This is a genomic window from Cellvibrio mixtus subsp. mixtus J3-8 (assembly GCF_000766945.1).
Taxonomy (GTDB): Bacteria; Pseudomonadota; Gammaproteobacteria; order Pseudomonadales; family Cellvibrionaceae; genus Cellvibrio; species Cellvibrio mixtus_A.
In genome coordinates, this window is record NZ_KN266207.1 from 855,237 (window position 1) to 875,913 (window position 20,677).

General features: G+C 50.8%; 2 protein-coding genes. Both read left to right on the forward strand.

Features of this window, described 5'->3' with window-relative positions:
- Window positions 1-39: 39 nt before the first annotated feature.
- Complete coding sequence (locus A596_RS08655; protein WP_052417350.1) at window positions 40-954, forward strand: outer membrane lipoprotein-sorting protein; 915 nt, start codon at window positions 40-42, stop codon at window positions 952-954.
- Between the two features lie 77 nt (window positions 955-1,031).
- Window positions 1,032-20,675 (forward strand): non-ribosomal peptide synthetase, encoded by a 19,644-nt coding sequence (locus A596_RS08660; RefSeq protein WP_039913734.1) that lies wholly within the window; start codon window positions 1,032-1,034, stop codon window positions 20,673-20,675.
- Window positions 20,676-20,677 lie beyond the last annotated feature (2 nt).

Sequence of the window (20,677 nt, forward strand, 5' to 3'; positions counted from 1 at the left end):
TTTTACATTATTTACAGTAATTAATTGTAGAGAATCATTATGAAATCGCTTTTCATTTTACCTTTGTTGGTGTCGTTGATTGTTCCGGTAGCGTCTGCACAAGTGAATGGTGAGGCAGGTAACGATGCCGCACGTAATTTGGTGGAAAAGGTACTTGATCGTTACATGGGAAATACCGAAGTTTCACGTATGTCACTAGTAACCTGCGCTTACCGTGATAAAGGGGATTCTATTGGTTGCAGTTCTGCGCCGCGTCGCAAAACAGTTCAATCCATTAGCAAAATGTATGGGCAAAAACTCAAAGACAGTCGCGGGTTGATGTTGATTCTTGAACCGGTTGCTGAATATGGAATTGGCATTTTGCAATACGATTATGTTGAGAGCGGCGCAGACAGCGATCAGTGGATGTACCTACCGGAGCTGGATCAAGTAAAACGTATTGCTTCGTCAAATGATGCGCCCAAAAAAGGCTCTTTGTTTGGTAGCGAGTTTTCGCTGGAGGATATGGAACGTCAAAAGTTGAATGAGTATACCTATAAAATTATCGGCAAAGAGACGATTAACGGTGAAGAATTGGTCAAAGTTGAGCATGTCCCTACCAAAGCCCGTGCACCTAAAAGTAATTACGCTAAACGTATCCAATGGATCGATGAAGCGCGTTTGCTGGTAATCAAAGAGGAATATTACGAATTGAGTGGTGAACTTTTTAAAGTAAAAACTTCCTCTGACCTGGTTGAGTCGGATGATATCTGGACGGCTAAAAAAGTCATGATGCGCAATCTGAAAACCCGTCGTGTTTCTATGTTGTTGTATGCAGACGTTACCTATAACTTGCCAATCCAGGATGAAGCGCTGACGCCGCGTATTTTAAGCGACGCTGTGTTCCGGGAGAATTTTATTAAATCCCTGCGCCAGGAAAAACCTGCGGCAGCGATGCCTGTTGCACGCCAGTAATTTGATATCGATATTTCAGAGCTTTATTTATATTTAAAAAAGTCGATTGATTTTGCAAGATTAAGGAACGAGATCCCATGTCTGAACAATCTATATCGGAACAATTTGTTTCGGAAAATTCTATATCCGAAAAATCCTTGTTGCCGCCGGAGTTAAATCAATTTATTGCGCGATTTGAAGGGAAAAGTATTTCCAGCCCATTGCGCGATGCCAGCGTGGGTGCCCAAGCGGATACCGGTAGATGGCAAATTAAAATTGATACATTTCCAGGGGATGAAAACATCCAATTATGCGTTGCCGCCTGGCATGTTCTGTTACATTGGTTGAGATATGACAAGGAACCGGTAATTACCTGTTTATTGGCGAAAGACCGTAACAGGGTTTGGCCATTGGTGTCTGAGATCCAGGAAGATTCACAGTTAATTGACTTGCATGCCGCTATTTGTAAACAGTGGCCCAAATTCAATAATGATTGGTTGAGCCTGGAAGAGTTGGATCATCCATTGTTTGCTGATCATCTGCTTTGCCATGCTATTTGTGTAAATGGCACAATGGACGATAGCCAGCCCACTGCGGAATTTGAATTAATTTATGATAAACGCAGTTGGTGGATTAATGGGGCACGCTCGATATTCAGTGAGGCGTATTTATTACATATGCGCGATTTCTGGTTGCAGCTTATTGAGCAGTTCCAGGAGCATCCCCGCCATTTGCTTTCCAATATTTATTTTCTAAAAGATGAAGTTACTTTTCCGAAGCAAGTCAGTGGTGAAAGCCGCCAGCTGACAGGTAACTTGCTGGATAAATGGAATCAATGTTGCTCGGAGTATGGTTCTGCTATTGCCATTATTGATGGAGATAAACATTACACCTACGCGGAAGTGGATGTTCTTTCTGATATTTGGGCTGATAACCTCTACCAACAAGGAGTGACCCTGGGGGATGCCGTAGGCGTCGCATTTCCGCGTAATTCCAACATGGTAATCGCACAGCTTGCGGTACTTAAAGCTGGCGCAGCATTTGTTCCGTTAGATACCAGTTTGCCTGCCGATCGCCTGGAGTCAATGGTTGCGGACGCAGCGATAAAATATCTGCTCACTGAACAATCCTTGCGCGATATCATCGCGGAAAAATTAATAAAAATTGCAGCGATTTATATTGAAGATGTTGTGCCCGCGTCTGCCGGGATCGAACAAAAACGGCGCGCCCACCGCATTTACCGGGATGACGCCGCCTATATTATTTTCACTTCCGGCTCTACCGGTGTTCCCAAAGGGGTGAAAGTCAGCCATGGCAATTTGCTGAATTTTGTTACTTATTTTAATGATGCGGGATACATTCGCGCTGGCGATACTGTTTCACAATTTGCACCGTTTTCATTTGATGCGTCAGTCGCTGAAATTCATTCAGCGATTTTGAATGGCGCAACCCTGGTAATTCTTGGTAAGGCATTAATAGATTCACCTGCCGAGCTGCAGGCTTATATGGCGGAACGGAATGTTACCTTCGCGGCATTTCCTCCGCAGTATTTACAGCATCTTTCACCGGAATTTTTACCGTCACTAAAAACATTACTGACTGCCGGTTCTGCGCCCAATTATGAATTGATAAAAAAATGGTTGCCCCATGTACGCTATGTGAATGGTTATGGGCCAACGGAAACCACTGTACTGTCGACCGTATGGGAAGCAGATTCTTTGCCTGCACCCGACGAACCCATTTCTATGGGTGTACCTATCGCGAATACCCATGTGCGTGTAGTGAACCAGTTTGGCCATTCATTGCCTGCCGGATTTACCGGTGAGCTAATTATTGGTGGCGATGGTGTTGTACAAGGTTATGTGAATCGCGAACATCTAAATAAAGAAAAATTCCTGGATGAAGAGCAGACCCGCTGGTATCGCAGCGGCGACCTTGCGTGTTTTAACAAAAATAACCAGTTAATTTTTAATGGCCGGGTAGACAACCAGATTAAATTGCGCGGTCACCGGCTTGAGCCGGGTGAAGTGGAAGCCGCCGTAGCGGGAATTGAAGGTATTGATGCAGCCGCTGTAGTGGTACATAAATCCGAAAATACCCTGCAATTGGTGTTGTTCTTACAAGGCAAGGAAATTGCCGAAGCTGACCTGCGGCTCCAACTGCAAGCACGGGTGCCGCAGTGGGCGATGCCAAACAGGATTCATTGGCTGGAGCAATTGCCATTAACGACCAACGGCAAAATCAATTACCAGATATTGCAGCGATTAGCATCAGAAACTGCAACCGCTACAACCGATGCGCGTGTAGCGCTTACTGATGACCTCGAGCAACAGGTTGCCGCTATTTGGCAACAAACACTGCAAACCAAAACGGTGGCTCGCGAAGATAATTTTTTATTCCTGGGGGGCGATTCACTGACTGCACTGGCTGTTGTCTCTGCGTTACGCAAACTGGGATATGCCATCAGCTCTGCGCAACTGTTGGCACAACCGAAATTAAAAGATTTTGTTGCATTATTAAAACGCAGTGGCAAAACGTTAGTGCGCGATTATCGCCCGCAAGTTGGCGAAGCAAGTATTACACCGATTCAAGGCTGGTTTTTCAGCCAGCCACTAGCGAATCCACAACGCTTTTGCCAGTCGTTGGTATTTGAAAGTGTTGAACCGCTGGATGCGGAGCGCTTGCAACAAGCACTGGCACACCTGGTTGGTTATCACGATGAACTTCGCGCGCGCTTTGTTTTATCCGGCTCGGGCGATAGTAAACGCTGGACCCAGCACATTGATGCGGATTCAGTAACATTGCCGGACATTATTGTTGAATCAATTGATGCCAATGATTTAACTACGCGTACTGCCGCATTGCAGCAATCCCTTGCTGACCAACTGCAACTTGGGCAAGCGCCATTATTCCGCCTTGCATTGCTCAATAGCCCGGCTGGTTCGCGTGTTGTTTGGGTTATCCACCATTTAATTGTCGATACCCTGAGCCACAGTTTGTTGCTGAATGATTTGCATCAACTCTATGTAAGCGGTGAGATTGCCGAGTCAGTATTGCCGGGTAAAAGCCTCAGCTATTTTGCGTGGGCCGAACGATTGCAACATCAATTGGCCGGCAGTGAACAGGAATTGTTGCAGCCATGGAAAGCAACGCTATCTACCGCTGCAACCGCGCCCGGACTGCCGATTGGAAATAAAACAGAAAGCACATCGCTTGAATTGGAAGAGTGCCGTTTTGATACACAACAAACTGCGCGCTTATTAAGCCAGGCTCCTGATTGCTATCATCAGTCACCGGAAGAATTGGTATTAGCCAGCGTATACCTTGCCTTGGGCCAGACTTTTGCTGTGGCGCAATTAGGTGTTGATATTGAGTGGCATGGCCGCGATGAAACCCTGGGTGGAGTAGAGGGGGTGGATCGCACCCTCGGTTGGTTTACCAGTGTTCATCCATTGTTTTTATCGCTTCCGGATTTTTCCTCACAAAATCCTACCCGGGCATTAGGTGACTTTTTGTGTTACCTCAAGGAAACCCGTGCTGCGGTTCCTGCACGTGGTCGCGATTTTTATGCGCTGCGTTATTTAAGCACTCACGACGACGTCAGGGCTGCGTTCCAACATTACCGCGCGCCGTCAATATTGTTTAATTTCTCCGGCGTTGTTCAGCGTTCCACAGGGACCTGGAAAACGTTGCCGGTAGCTGCCATTGAAATGGGCGAGGGTAACCAGAACCCTTATTTGCTGTCCGTTGAAAGTGAAATTCGCGATGGCGAATTGATCGTGGGTTTTTACCTGGATAAATCCTGCTGGAGCCAGCAACAAATCGATTCCCTGCAACGCAATTTGCAAACCTGGTTGGGCGCAATTGTCGAGCATTGTATTAACCCTGCAAATCATCGTTGGACGCCTGCTGATTTTCCATTGGTTGCTATTACAGATGAAGATGCGGCAGCGCTGCCCGAAACTCTGGTCGATTTATTTCCGCTCACAGATATGCAACAAACCCTGTATCGCCACCGCGATACTTACCAGGTATGGATGCATCACGAATTCAATCGCCACTTTGAGCAGGAAAAATTCCAGTCTGCTGTTGCTGATTGGATAGATTTGAATGACTGTTTGCGCACGTTAATCCATACCCGCGCTGACGGTAGTGTTGTGCAAGGTGTTTATTCCAGCCTTTCCAATGAAGTGGAAGTGTTGAATGTTGCTAGCGGGCAGCGTCAACAGGTAGCGAGCGAATTAATTTCCAACGGGAAAAATGCAGCTGTCGAATTTACCGATCGCCCGGCTTATAAATTACATGTGCTGGATGCAGGTGAAGCTGCATTTTCGTTGGTGTTATCTATCCATCACATCATCCATGATGGATGGACGATTGAATTGCTGATGGATTCGCTCTGGCGAATTTATCGCAGCAAATTGGGTGAAGCTGTCGCTTTACCTGAATCATCATCCACCAGCGTGCGCGATATTTTCCTTGAACAGCAGCGTCTCGCGAATGATCCCCAGTGGAACCATTATTGGTCCAATGTGCAGTGGGCAGATAATTATTGCCAATTGCCAAAACGCGCTGGGGCAAGGGATGCATCGGGCAATGTGGAATTATTATTAAGCACATTGCCCGCAAAAACCGTTGCGCAATTGCAAGTTAAAGCGCGGACATTGGGTTTAACACTGAACAGTTTATTTATCGCCGGTTTTATTTGCCTGATGCGTTACCTCGGCGGCGGCCACCAGGTGCGGGTTGGTTTGATACAGAATGGCCGCCCGGAGACTATTCCGGATGCAAACCGGATTACCGGATGTTGCGTTAATACGTTGCCACTGGTTGTCGATTTCACTGCAGATTCCAGCCTTGAAACAATCCTTTCAACCGTCCAGCAACAATTGCTGGCGTTGCGCGATTGCGCGGTTTATCCGCTTTCCAGAATTCACCAGCAAGCGCGCAATCAGGTTGAAGGCAATTTATTTGATTGTTTATTTAATATCGAAAGCAGCCATTACGGTGCGGCGAGTGGCGATGGAAAACCGTTACTTAAAGATGGTTATGAAGCAACAAATTATGGTTTTATTTTTGGTTTGATTGAGCAGGCCGGCGAATCAGAAGGGGCATACCGCTATGGTTTGCGTATCGGTTTTGATACTGCACTTTATGCAAAAGACAAGGTTGAATGCTGGGCCGATTGTTATGCGCACTTGCTGGAATTATTGGCCGCTGATACACAACTGCAGTGGAATCAAATCCAGCCAATTCCCGCCGTTTATAAAGAGAATATTGCGGCATGGAACCAGACTACCGTTCCTTATCCATCAGACGTTTTATTGGGCCAACATTTTGCCGATGTGGTTAAACGCGTTCCCGATAAAATTGCATTGGCGTTCAAGGATATTCGCCTGACCTATGCCGAGCTGGATCAACAAACTGATAAGCTCGCGCGGTTGCTCGCCAGTAAAGGTGCCGCGCCGGGAGTAGTGATTGGCCTGGTGGCTGAGCGCTCGTTGGAAATGGTGTTGGGAATTCTGGCAGTGATTCGTTCCGGTGCTGCGTATGTACCAATTGATCCGCGTTATCCGGAAGATCGCGTAAGCCATATGCTGGAGGATTTGCGTTGCCCGCTAATCCTGCTGCAGAAAGATGCTTTCCGTAATTCAATTCCTGCGAGCTTTGCCGCAGAGTTGATCGATATCCAAAGCGGTGTGTCGCACACCCTGGAATTACCAGCGGTGGATACCAGCACCCATCAAACGCGCCAACTGGCGTACGTGATGTACACCTCCGGTTCAACGGGTAAACCCAAAGGTGTGATGATCGAACAACGCTCCATTGTGCGTTTAATCAAGAATGCGCGCGATGTGGAGTTTGATGAGACGGATTGTATCCTCATCACCAGTGCACCCGGATTTGACGTTACTACGTTCGAGCTCTGGGGCGCATTATTAAATGGTTTGACGCTGGCGGTTATCGACGAAGATACCTTGCTCGACCCGGTACAACTTGCCCATGAAATTCGCGATAAACAAGTTACGTTCCTCTGGGTAGTTGCGCCGTTGTTTAACCAACTGGTGCAAGCGCGCCCGGATCTGTTTGCCGGGGTGAAACGCATTATGATCGGTGGCGATGCGCTCTCGCCGTATCACATCAACCTTGCGCGTGAACATTCTCCCGGGCTGGCGTTTATTAATGGTTATGGGCCGACGGAAAATACGTCGTTCTCCACTTACCATTTCCTTTCCGAAGCGGATTCGGAAATTATTCCGATTGGTCGCCCGATCACCAATTCCACCGCGTACATTGTGAATCCGGACGGACATTTGTTGCCTGCCGGTGTGAAAGGCGAATTGTATGTGGGTGGGCCGGGCGTTGCGCGCGGGTATTACCAGCGGCCGGAATTGACGCAAGAAAAATTCGTACCTAATCCATTCTTTGCAGATGAAGACCAGCTTTATCGCACCGGTGACCTGGTGAGCTGGCGCGATAACGGTTTAATCGATTTCTATGGCCGCATTGATTTCCAAATCAAAATCCGTGGCTTCCGTGTCGAACTGGGCGAGATTGAAACGGTAATTCTGAACACCGCACCCGTGCGCCAGGCGTTGGTGATGGCGCTTGGCGATGGCAACCAGAAACGCCTGGTGGCTTACCTTGTTCCGGATCAACTCGACCTCAACGATGCGGCGCAAGCCGAACAATTCCGCGCGCAATTGCGCAATGCGTTGCACGCGGAATTACCGGATTACATGGTTCCCGATGTCATTATTTTGCTCGATGCAATGCCGCTTAGCGCCAACGGAAAAATTGATCGCCCGCGCTTGCCCAAACCGGATCTGGAAAATTTCACCCGCACGCTGGAATTGCCGGCTAACGATACTGAACAACAGTTGTTGGCGATCTGGAAAGAAGTGCTGAAGCTGGAAGCGATTAGCGTTACTGATGATTTTTACACTATTGGTGGCGATTCGATTATTGCTATTCAAGTGGTATCGCGCGCGGTAAAAGCGGGGCTCGCCTTATCTACCCGCCGCTTGTTTGAGTTACGCAATATTCGCGCGATTGCCAGTTACCTTAGGCAATCAGACCTTGGGCAATCCGCTGTTAATGGTGCGCAAACCCAAAACGGCATTGTGGCGATCGAGCAGGAAGCGGTTACCGGTGAGCAACGTTTGTTGCCAATCCACTGGCATTTTTTCCTGAGCGATACAACGGATTTACATCACTACAACCAGGCGGGGCGCTTATCGCTGCCAGCGCCAACGACGCTGGAAAATTTGCACCAGCTGCTGTTTGCATTGGTTCAACGCCACGATGCCTTGCGCCTTAAATTCCGCCAGACTCCCGGTGGTTGGGTGGCGCGCTATAGCAATGATTTCCTGGAGCAACCGGAACAAGTGCGCGAATTAATTCGCGAACTGGATTTGCGCGCCTTGACGGATTCTACCCATGACGAAGTGTTGCAAGCGGCAATCGCCATTGCGCAATCGGGTATCGACCTGAAGAAAGGCGAGTTGTGCCGCTGGTTGTGGGTGCGCGAGCAGGAGGGCGATTCACTTTACTGGATCATGCATCACCTGATTGTGGATGGTATTTCATGGCGCACTTTATTAAATGATTTAAACAGTGCCTGGACCCAGCTCCATCAAAACCCCGCGCAACACATTCAACTGGCCGCTAAAACCAGCAGTTACCAGTCCTGGGCAAGCCGGCTTTATGAGCATGCCCATAGCCCCTCGTTTTTGCAGGAACGCAGTTATTGGCTGGAGCTATTGAAGCAACCCAATCGTTTGCTTCCGGTTGATATACAAGACACTAGCGATCTGAGCGAAGCCAATACCCGGTTGTATCGTTTTTCGTTAAGCGCAGAACAAACGCATTTACTGCTGCACGAAGCCAATCGCTGCTACAACACGGCGATTAATGATTTGCTGCTGTCCGCATTAACACTCGCGCTGGACACTTGGGCAGGCATCCGCGCGTTGCGTATTGATCTGGAAGGTCACGGGCGTGAGCCGTTGTTTGACGATATTGATATCAGCGAAACCCTCGGCTGGTTTACGTCGCTCTATCCGGTGCATTTGCAGCGGGTGAATGGTGATACCGGGCAACAAATCCTGGCAATTAAAGCCATGCTGGCCGCTATTCCCAATAAGGGAATCGGTTTTGGTCTGTTGCAATATTTAGCCCAGGACGAAGATTTGCTGGAGCTGCTGGCAGAGCAACCCGCGTCCGAGCTCGTATTCAATTACCTCGGGCAGATGGACGCTACGGGCGAGACTGACTGGACCTTTGACATCCTTGAGACCGGTACTGTCAGCGCCAAACGCGCGCGCCGCCATACACTCGGCATCAACGGTTTTGTGAAGGACAAGCAACTGCACATCGCGCTGGATTACAGCGTTACGCAATTTGAAGAGGCGACTATCGCGCGCTTCGGTGAGGCGATCCAGCACAGCATCGGGCAAGTTATCGAGCATTGCACCACCGGTGGCGATGATGGTGGCGGTGTTCCGCCGCGCGAATTCGAGCACCTGCAATTATCGCGCGTGCAGCAGCAAGAGTTGGTAGCCAGCCACCCCGCGCTGGTGGATGCCTATCCCGCAACGTCCATGCAACAAGGATTGATTCTGGCCACCCAGCGTGATCAGGGGACCGGCGCCTATTTGACCCAATTGCGCATGACCCTGGTGGGTTTGGATAAGGGCCGCTTTCGCAAAAGCTGGGAAACATTAGTCGGGCAACATGCGGTATTGCGCACCTCGTTTGTCGATCTGGGCCTGGATTCATTAACGCAAGTGGTATCTGGGGGCGTAGATCTGGATTGGCAAGAAACGGATTGCCCGGTACTCGCCGGCGAGAGCGCTGAAGAATATGCGCAGCGTTTGGAAAACCTGTTCGAAGCCGAGCGCCGTCGCCCGTTTAATTTGACCCGGGCGCCATTGATGCGCCTGTTGCTGGTGCAGGCAACCCCCACAGAAACCCAGGTGGCCTGGACCCATCACCACGCCTTGCTGGACGGTTGGTCAATGGGCTTGCTGGTGCAAAAACTTATCGCGCAGTACGCGGCATTGGCTAGCAACGGAGAAACCCGAAACTCCGCTAACGAACCGGATTTTGATAAATACATCCAGTGGTTATCGCGCCGCGATTTAGCGGCGGCGAAAGACTATTGGAAGCGCTATTTGAACGGCGTGGAAGCGGGTAGTCGATTGGTTGCGCCACGCCATTTGCCCGAGCCGGAAGTAACAACGGGCCAGCGTGCAGCTACTCGTAACCTGGATGCGCAAATTACCAACAAACTCCAATCCATTGTGCGTACAGCCGGCGTTACCTTGAGTAGCCTGGTGCAATCGGCGTGGGCGCTGTTATTAAGCAAATATACCGGTGAAAAGGAGGTTCTGTTTGGTTATGCCGTTAGTGGCAGGCCGGCGGACCTGGATGGCGTTGAGAATATGGTGGGGTTGTTTATCAACTCCTTACCCATGCGCCTCACACTGGAAGCCTCACAATCACTGGTCGATTGTTTAAAGCGGGTTCAACAACGCCAGGCGGAAGCGGAAGATTTCGCTTATGTTGCGCTGACGGATATCCAGAAATGGCTGGGCCTGCGCACCGACCAGGCGCTGTTTGAAAGCCTGGTGGTACTGGAAAATTACCCACTGGATCGCAGCCTGCTGAAAAATTCGCGCCCGGAAGATTTACAACTGCGAGCGATAAAAGGGGTAGAGCAAAACGATTTCCCGCTGAACCTGGTGATTTATCCGGGCGCTTCCATCACCGTTAAACTGGCCTACCAATCCCACCTTTATAGCCCGGAAGCAGCGGATACCATACTCGCGCACTTCTGCGAAATCCTCGCCAGTATCGCGGACAGCCAGCTTGCAGATATTAAAAGTAAATCCCTTGCCGATGTGGGCATGCTTAACTCAGCCAGTGTTAAGCAAGCGGTATTTACCTGGAACTACACGCTTACACCGCTGCCCGTCGACAAATATTTGTTTGATCTGTTTGAAGAGCAGGCCAAAGCGCAAGCGTCTTCGCGCGCGCTGGTGATGGGAGACACTGTTTGGACTTATGGTGATCTTTCCCGTCGCACCCGGGAATTGGCGTATTGGTTACAGGGAGCCGGGGTTAGCGCCGGCGACCGTGTTGCCATCATGCTTCCCAAAGGTCCTGATCTGGTGGCATCGCTGTTGGCCATTATCAAATTGGGCGCAGCCTACGTTCCGGTAGCGACGGATTGCCCGCGTGATCGCCTTGAATTCATCGCCGGCGATGCCGGGATCGAACGGATAGTTACCAGGGGTGAACACAAAACGGAATTGGTGGATTTACCACTCGATGTCCTGGATATCGATCAGGCCAGCACCGACGACCATACGCATACACTTGCTGCAACCAAAGGTGATATACATAAGGAAAACTGGTTAGCGCCGGATCGCCAGGCCGCTTACGTTATTTACACCTCTGGTACCACTGGCCAGCCCAAGGGGGTTGAGATCAGCCATGAAAACCTGATCAACTTTTGCCGCTCCTGCCAGCGCGACCAATGGATCCTGGCGGGTACCAAAGCTACCCAATTTGCGCCGTTTACATTTGATGCCTCTGTTGGTGAAACCTTTGCCGTGTTACTGGCAGGTGCAGAATTGCATTTGTTAGGCGATGAGTTGATCCAGAACCCGGACGCGGTAGGGCAATACCTTCGGGATAACAACATCGGTTTTGCCGCATTTCCACCGCCGTACCTTGAGCAAATCCCGGTTGGCTACCTGCCTGCCGACTTGACGTTGGTAACGGCAGGTTCCGCGCCGGGTTTGGAATGGGTCCGGACCTGGGGCGAGCGCTGCCGTTACATCAACGCCTATGGCCCGACCGAAACCACGATTTTGTCTTCATGCTGGCATTTTGATGGCGAGGCGATTAGCAGAAATACCTTGCCCATTGGCAGCCCCATTACTAATACCCAGCTTTACGTGGTCGATCAATACAACCAACTGTGCCCACCCGGCGTGATCGGGGAAATCCTGATTGGCGGGGCCGGTGTTGCCCTGGGGTATCTCAATCGTGCCCAACTGACTGCCGAGAAATTTATTGCTGACCCCTGGCGCCCGGGCAATCCGGTGTATCGCACCGGCGACCTGGGTTACTGGTTAGCGGACGGGACGATTGAATTTGCCGGCCGGCGCGATAACCAGGTAAAAATCCGTGGCTTCCGTATCGAATTGGGCGAAATTGAATTCCAGCTGCGCCAGGTGACTGGCGTCGGTCAGGCGGCTGTCGTCGTTAAAGGAGAGGGCGCTGAAAAGCAGTTGTTGGCCTGGATTGCTCCTGAAAACATTGCTCCTGAAAACATTGCCCCTGGAAATATCAATGACACGCTTGATCCTATCGAGTTTGTTACCGGCATACGCACTTCATTGCGCAGCAAGCTGGCGGATTACATGATCCCGCAAGGTTTTATGGTGATTGAGAGCCTGCCGCTGACAGCGAACGGCAAAGTCGATACCAAAGCCTTGCTCGCCGCCGATATAGAGCCCATTTACGAAGGTAGTTACCTTGCCCCCACAACGCCGCTGCAAAGCAAACTGTGCGAGATCTGGGCGAACCTGTTGAATGTGGATGTTGCCAAACTCGGGATCAACGCCAATTTCTTTGATATCGGCGGCCATTCATTGCTTGCGATGCGTATGGTGAGTGAAATCGGGCGGGAATTGCAGGTGCAAGTGGCGGTGAGCGATGTATTTGCACTGGGTACTATTGCCCGCCTCGCGGAGCGCCTCGAACAACAGGAGGCGGCGGTTGAGGTCATTAAGCCGGTGGATCGCTCCGGCTTGTTGCCCGTTTCATTTTCCCAACAGCGTTTATGGTTTATCGATCGCCTCGAAGGCGGCAGCGCGCAGTACAACCAGCCTATTGTGTTGCGCTTGAACGGGGCGCTCGATAAAGCTGCATTGCAGGCTGCACTTGATGGAATTATCGCGCGCCATGAAGTGCTACGTTCAACCTATTCCGCCCACGACGGGCAACCGAAACAGCAGGTAAATCCGGCCCGTCCATTGCCAATTAGTTATCACGATCTATCCGGATTACCGCAACCACAACAAACTATTGAAGTGGATACGCTTGTCGATAAAGAGGCCAATACGCCCTTCGATCTAAGTAATGACCTGATGGTGCGTGCCCGTTTGCTGGTGTTGGCGGAACAGGAATCGCTGTTGTTGCTGACGTTGCATCACATCGCATCCGATGGTTGGTCACTCAGTGTATTTACCGACGAATTTGTCTGTCTCTATGAAAGTGCTCTCCACGGAAAAGAACATTCCATGGCGCCGCTCGCACTCCAATACGGCGACTATGCCCATTGGCAACGCACGCATATGCAGGGTTACGCCCAGGCGTTGCACCGGGATTACTGGCTGGAGCAATTGCAGGGCCTGCCGCAAGTCCATTCATTACCACTCGATAAACCGCGCCCGGCCACCCAGAGCTATAACGGCGCGGCCATCACCCGCCAATTGAGCCCGGCACTGACGCAATCCTTGCGCGCCTTGGCCCGCCAGCAGCACGCGACCCTGTTTATGCTGGTTAACGCAGCGTTTACTTCGTTGCTACGTGCGTATACCGGTTCGGATGATCAGGTTATCGGTACCACCATTGCCAATCGCGAGCAATCCGGTGTTGCGGGTTTAATCGGTTTCTTTGTTAACACGCTGGTATTGCGCCATCGCCTGAATCCGGCGATGGCATTTTCTGAACTGCTGGCCCATTGCAAGGCGGTATCGCTGGACGCATACGCCCATCAGGAAATGCCGTTTGATTTGCTGGTGGAAGAGCTGCAACCTGAACGGAGCCTGGGTTACAACCCGGTGTTCCAGATTATGTTGTCTCTGGAGAATATTGATAGCCGGCGCGAACTGGACATGGGGGGAGTCAAGCTATCGGTAGTGGATTCCGCCCCGGTAACGACTAGCCAGTTTGACCTGACGCTGGATATCCATGAAGGCGAAGAGCAACTGGTCCTGAACTGGACTTACGCGACTGACCTGTTCCATGACGCAACTATTGAGCGGATGGCGGCGCATTTTGAGCATTTGCTGGGCGCAGTTGTTGTTAATCCCGATTTACCCCTGTACCAGATCAACCGTTTGGCAGACGACCAGCGCGCCCATTTGCTGTATTCGCTCAACAACACTGATCAGCCCGAGTTGTTTAAAACCACCTGGCCGGAATGTTTCCTCGCCCAAGCCCATAAGACACCGCAAGCGATTGCGGCCCAATGCGATGATCACCAGCTCAGTTACGCTGATCTGGAAGTCACAACGCGCCATATCGCGCTGCAATTGAATGCCTTGGGAATAGGGCAGCAACGACTGGTTGCGCTGCTGGATTACCGCGGCCTGGATCTATTGGTAATGATGATCGCGGTCTTGCGTGCCGGCGCTGCTTATGTGCCGCTGGACCCGAACCAACCGCAGGAACGCTGGCTCACCATCCTCACTGAAGCCAACCCGGATTTGCTGGTTTGTGGCAATTTGCTCCATGAACAGGAAGCCAGTATTGCTAGCCAATGGCAAGCGGAAAAAGTCCTGGCGATGGCGGACATCGGCCAGATTGAATTCAACCCTGGTGCCAGTTTGCCGGAGGTTGCGCTGGATGACCTGGCCTACGTAATTTACACCTCCGGTTCTACCGGCAAGCCCAAGGGCGTAATGATTGAGCATCGCGGCATGATCAATAACATGTTGTCGAAGGTTGATCCGCTCTCACTGAGCGAGAAGGATGTTATTGCGCAAACTGCCTCCCAGTGTTTCGATATTTCCGTCTGGCAATTCCTGACAGCGGTAATTTTGGGCGCAAAAGTGTGCATTATTACCGACGCTACCGTGCGCGATCCGCAGGCCATGATAGAACAGCTTGCAGAGTTGGCCGTCACTATCTGGGAGCCGGTTCCATCAGTTATCCAGGCGATATTGCCGCTGCAAAAACCATTGGCGGCGATGCGTTGGGTAATGCCCACCGGTGAAGCACTCAACGCCCAGGTTGTTTCGCGCTGGTTTGAGCTGTATCCGCACATCCCCTTGATGAATGCCTACGGTCCCGCTGAATGCTCCGACGATGTAGCTTTCCAGCGCATTGATGGACCCGTCGAGCGGGTACTGATCGGCACGCCAGTGGCTAACGCTTATCTGCACGTGGTGGATGATTTCCTCGAACTGGTACCTATCGGGGTTACCGGTGAGCTGGCAATTTCCGGCGCGGTAGTAGGACGTGGTTACCTGAATCTGCCCCAACAAACAGAGCAGCAATTCCGTGCTAACCCCTATGCGCGTCATGAGCTGGATCAACGGTTGTACCTGACCGGTGATCTGGTGCGTCGCGTTGCCGACGGTGGGTTGGAATACATTGGCCGCAAGGATTTCCAGGTGAAAATTCGCGGCTTCCGTATCGAATTGGGTGAAATCGAAGCCCGCTTGCGTGAACATCCGGCCGTTGGTGATTGTGTGGTCGCCGCCGTCGAGCGATCACCTGGCAACCAGCAACTGGTCGCTTATGTGGTGGTGGTTGCGGTAGTCAACAACGAAGCACTCCATCAGCATTTACAGCATTATTTGCCGGATTACATGCTGCCCAAAGCCATTGTCCGGTTGACCGCTTTACCGCTCACACCCAATGGCAAAGTGGACCGCAAAGTCTTGCCAGCACCGGAACCGGAGGCCTGGCAAACGGCGTCGTATGTTGCTCCGATTGGCACAACGGAAACCCTGTTGGCCGGCCTGTGGGGGAAAATCCTGAATTTGCCTCAGGTGGGCCGGGAGGACAACTTCTTCCGTTTAGGCGGGCATTCGCTGCTTATCATCCAGATGATTGATGCCCTGCGCGAACAAGGCTTGGGTGCCGCTGTGCGCCAGGTATTTGAAACGGAAAACCTGGCCCAACTTGCTGCATTAATCGATAACAATCAGCAGCAGGCTTTTGTTGCCCCGCCTAATCTCATCCCGCCGGGCTGCACCCGACTCACACCGGAGTTGCTACCACTTATCGATCTGACTGAGCACCAATTGGATTCTATTGTCCAGGCGTGCCCCGGCGGTGCGGCAAATATCCAGGATATTTACCCGTTAACGCCGTTGCAGGAAGGCATACTGTTCGATCATCTGCTCAGCGATTCAGGGGATACCTACCTGGCTTCCGTGCTGCTCGCATTTGATAGTCGCCCGCTGCTGGATAACTATGTCAACGCCCTGCAAAACCTGGTTAATCGCCATGACACCTTGCGTACTGCAATTCTGTGGGACGGCCTCCCCTCAGCGGTGCAAGTCGTGCTGCGGGAAGCGCCGGTTCGCCTGGAAATCCTTACGCCGGAAATCGGAACAGCGGCAATTGACCGGTTAAAAACCCGAATGGAATTGGACGGCCGGCATATCGACCTTACGCGTGCCCCCATTCTTACGCTGGTTGCTGCCCGGGAAGAGCACACTGGTCGCTGGCTGCTTTTGCAACAGCAACACCACATTGTGTGTGACCAGGTATCCATGGGGATCGAGTTCCGGGACATCCTTGCATTTTTGCAGCAGCGAGAAGATTCATTGCCCGAACCAGTGGCTTATCGTGAATTTGTTGCACAGGGTATTCACAAGGCTGCGCACTTTAATTACGAAAATTATTTCCGCGAGAGCCTCGCCGGTATTGACGAACCCACGGCGCCATTTGGATTGCTTGATATACATCGCGCTGATCGCCACACCGAAGAGCTTGAGTTAGCGCTGGACCCACAACTTGCCCGGCGCCTGCGCGCCGGGGTACGCAAACTGGATACTACGCCGGCAGCATTTTTCCATGTGTTGTGGAGCCTGGTGTTAGCCAAGTGCTGTAATCGCAATGATGTGGTATTCGGCACCGTAACGTCCGGGCGGTTGCAGGGAACCCGGGGAGTAGAAAACATCTTTGGATTGTTCATCAATATGCTGCCAGTCCGGTTTTCGCTGGCGGATTTGAGCGTGGCCGATGCGCTAAAACTTGCCCATAAAAAGCTGGTTGAACTACTTGATTATGAGCAGGCGCCGCTGGTGAAAACCCAAAGCTGTGCCGATCTTCCCGCGTCAACGCCATTGTTCAGTGCCGTACTGAATTTCCGCCATGAAGATCCAACCGGTATTGATCCATTGCGCTTATTCCCCGGCATTGAGGTCCTCAGCGCACCGGGCGATATCAGTAACTATTTGTTCGACCTTTCCATCACTGATCGCGGCGATGACTTTATCCTCACCACCAGCATTGCCAGCGATATAGGCACCGGGCGAGTGATGGATTACATCCTGCGTGCGGCGGAAGAACTGATCAGTGCATTGGAAACTGCACCAGCGAAATTATTATTATCGCTGCCGGTTGTAGGGCAATCCGAAGAACAGCAATTGCTGGCGGATTTCAATCAACCCTTGCAGCCTGAATTGTTCAGCCACACCTGGCCGGTGTTATTTGCCGAGCAAGTTGCACGTCATCCAACGCGCATCCTTGCTGAATGCGATGGCAAAGCCCTTAGCTATGCCCAGCTCTATACCGAATCTGAAAAGCTCGCGCAGGCACTGCGTACCCGAGGTATCGGGCCGGGGCAAATTGTTGGTTTGTTGGATGAGCGCGATCTCGACTTGTTAGTCATGATTGTCGCCGTTCTCCGGGCTGGCGCGGCTTACTTGCCACTTGACCCAACCCAACCGGAACAGCGCTGGGTAGAAATCCTCAACGACGGCCAGCCGGATTTGTTACTGATCGGTAAACAATTCGGCGAGCGTAAAGCGTGGCTATCACAACATTGGAATTCCGGCAGGGTGGCAGGGCTGGAAGAGCTCGCGTCAACCAAACTGCCAGCGTCCCCCGAATCTTTGCCATCGGTTGCGCTGGATGATTTGGCGTACGTGCTGTTTACCTCGGGGTCAACCGGAAAACCCAAAGGCGTAATGATTGAGCATCTGGGCATGATCAATAACATGCGCGCCAAAATCGCGCCGCTGGGCTTGAGTAGCCAGGATGTTATCGCCCAGACCGCATCGCAATGCTTTGATATTTCCGTGTGGCAATTCCTGATCGCGCCGATCCTGGGAGCCAAAGTGGTCATTGTTAAAAATGAAACCACGCGCGATCCACAAGCGTTGCTCGATTGCCTGGCAAATGCCGCCGTGACGATTTGGGAACCGGTGCCTTCCGTAATCCAGGCGCTCTTGCCATTAAAGCAACCGCTGCCCGCATTGCGTTGGGTAATGCCCACGGGTGAAGCGCTGTCCGTCAATTTGGTGGAGCAATGGTTTGCGCAATATCCGCAAGTTCCGTTGATGAATGCCTACGGCCCTGCGGAATGTTCTGACGATGTTTCCTTCCAGCCAATCCATGCCCCGGTTGAACGCGTCTTTATCGGCAACCCGGTCGCTAACGCGCGTTTGCATGTAGTGGATCAATATCTATCGTTGCTGCCGGTTGGCGTCATCGGTGAATTGGCGATATCGGGGCCGGTAGTGGGTCGCGGTTATCTCCATCGCCCCGAATTAACCGCCGAAGTATTCAAGGAAAATCCTTTCGCACTTAACGGGCAGGACGCTCGCTTGTATTTAACGGGCGATTTGGTGAAGCGCCATGGTGATGGAAATCTTGAATACATCGGCAGAAAAGATTTCCAGGTGAAGGTGCGCGGCTTCCGTATTGAACCGGGAGAAATTGAAAATCGCCTGGCGCGGCATCCGCAAATTCGCGATGCAGTAGTAATGGCGCGAACCAATGCACAGGGCGATAAATACCTGGCCGCCTATGTGAGCCCAAGGCAAGCCGGGAAATTCCCGACACGCGAAACACTCATGGCCTACCTGGAACCGCAACTTCCCGATTACATGGTGCCGGGCATTTATGTAAATCTTGAAAAAATGCCGCTCAACCATAATGGCAAAATTGATCGCAAGGCCTTGCCTGCACCGGAAACCGAAATCGTCGAGCGTGCGAGTTTCAGCGCACCGCAAGGCGACGTTGAACAAACGGTTGCGCGCATCTGGCAAAACCTGCTCGGGGTTGAACGTGTAGGGCGCGATGATAATTTCTTTGACCTCGGTGGTAATTCGATCCTGATTATCCGCATGCTCAGCGAACTTAAAGCGGAAGGCATCGCCTTGCGTGCCAGCGATATTTATCAACAACCGGTATTGAAAGTGTGCTGTGGAAATGTGGTATCTGCCAAACGCAATCTGGATAATTGGTTACAGGATATTGCACACGAAAAAGTACAGATAAAATCTGCTGGCAGATCGGTGACGGTATTACTCATTGATCGGCGCCATTCCACTTCCAGGGAAATATTGAAATCAATCCTTGCCGATGAATCCGCAGCGAAATTGCCGGATTTTGTACGCTATTGTGATAATCCCTCCGTATTGGCAAATACTATTCGCCAAAAAGGTTTGCAAGCCTTGCCAGAGTATTCATCTGCTACTGCGGCGGGAAAAATTATCAAAGACCTCGATGCACAATTGGATGCATTTGAACAAACGCTGGTGGGTGGTGAGATTGAAGAATCATTCCGGTTTAGCCCAATGCAAGAAGAATTATTGCAATGGAAAACGCGCGATGACTTTGAATGGCTGTCACTGCATGGCTGGTACACTGCAACAGAATTGCGCGCTTCATTTAATTTATTGATGAACGAGCAGGATTTATTGCGTTCCTTACTGGATGAAAAGAACCAACAGTGGAAACTGGTGAGTAGCTCATCATTGCAGGAAAATTTCCCATACATTGATCTGTCCGCTTTTACTGACAATGATGCGGTTGATCTTATGAAGCGTATGTTTAAAAAAATACGTGAGAAAAAAACCAAATCTGTTTTGCCCTATATGGGCACATGGATCAAACGCTCGGATACTTTGCATCAATTAATGATGTTTGATGACCATTTTATTTCCGATGGTACCTCATCATTATTGTTACAACAGCGCCTGGAATATTTGGTGAAAGGCAAACCTTATCAGCCAAATGCCCGTTATCGCGATTACATCAATAGCGTCTGGGGTAAAACAGATGTGGCTGCAGCCCGAATTGCAGCAGATACATTAGCGCTCGAACAAACCTCAGCCATGGTAAAAACCACCAATAAACTGCTGGATGAGCGTAAATCCCAGCCATTGCGTAGCATCCTGTTAAAGATTCCAATGCAGGAACATTTGTCCGAAGTGGATCAGGCCTTCCATTGGTTTAAGCGTTGGGTAACAGATTTACTTGGCGCCGAATCCTTCGTAATGATTATGAATCATTACGGCAGGAGGATTGGTGCGACAAACTATTTCGACCAAATCGGATTATTTATGGATAAAGTCCCATTTTTAATCGAATCCGAAACAAAATTGCAGTCACTTGGTAACAAAATAGAACTGTTAATTAAAAATGGCATTAGCTACATGGCACTTGAAAAGTCTGGACACAAAATCTGCCAGGATGCATTTCCAGGCCTGCGCCATGAAATATTATTCAATTACGAAGGAGAGCTGGGTGAATACGACCAAATGCAAGCAGTATTAGCCGACCAAAAAACGGAAGAAAAATTGAAGGACTTTTGTGGCGTTTTATTTGAAGCATACAGTCAGGATGGTGACCTTGTTATTCACTGTGCCTTCCGTGGTAATTCCGCGACTGAAAAGCGCTTACTCCAGGTTATTCCAGGGAAAATCCTTAATGCGCGCAGCACTAGTCGCAGCTGGCTTTCCAGATTTATATAGCA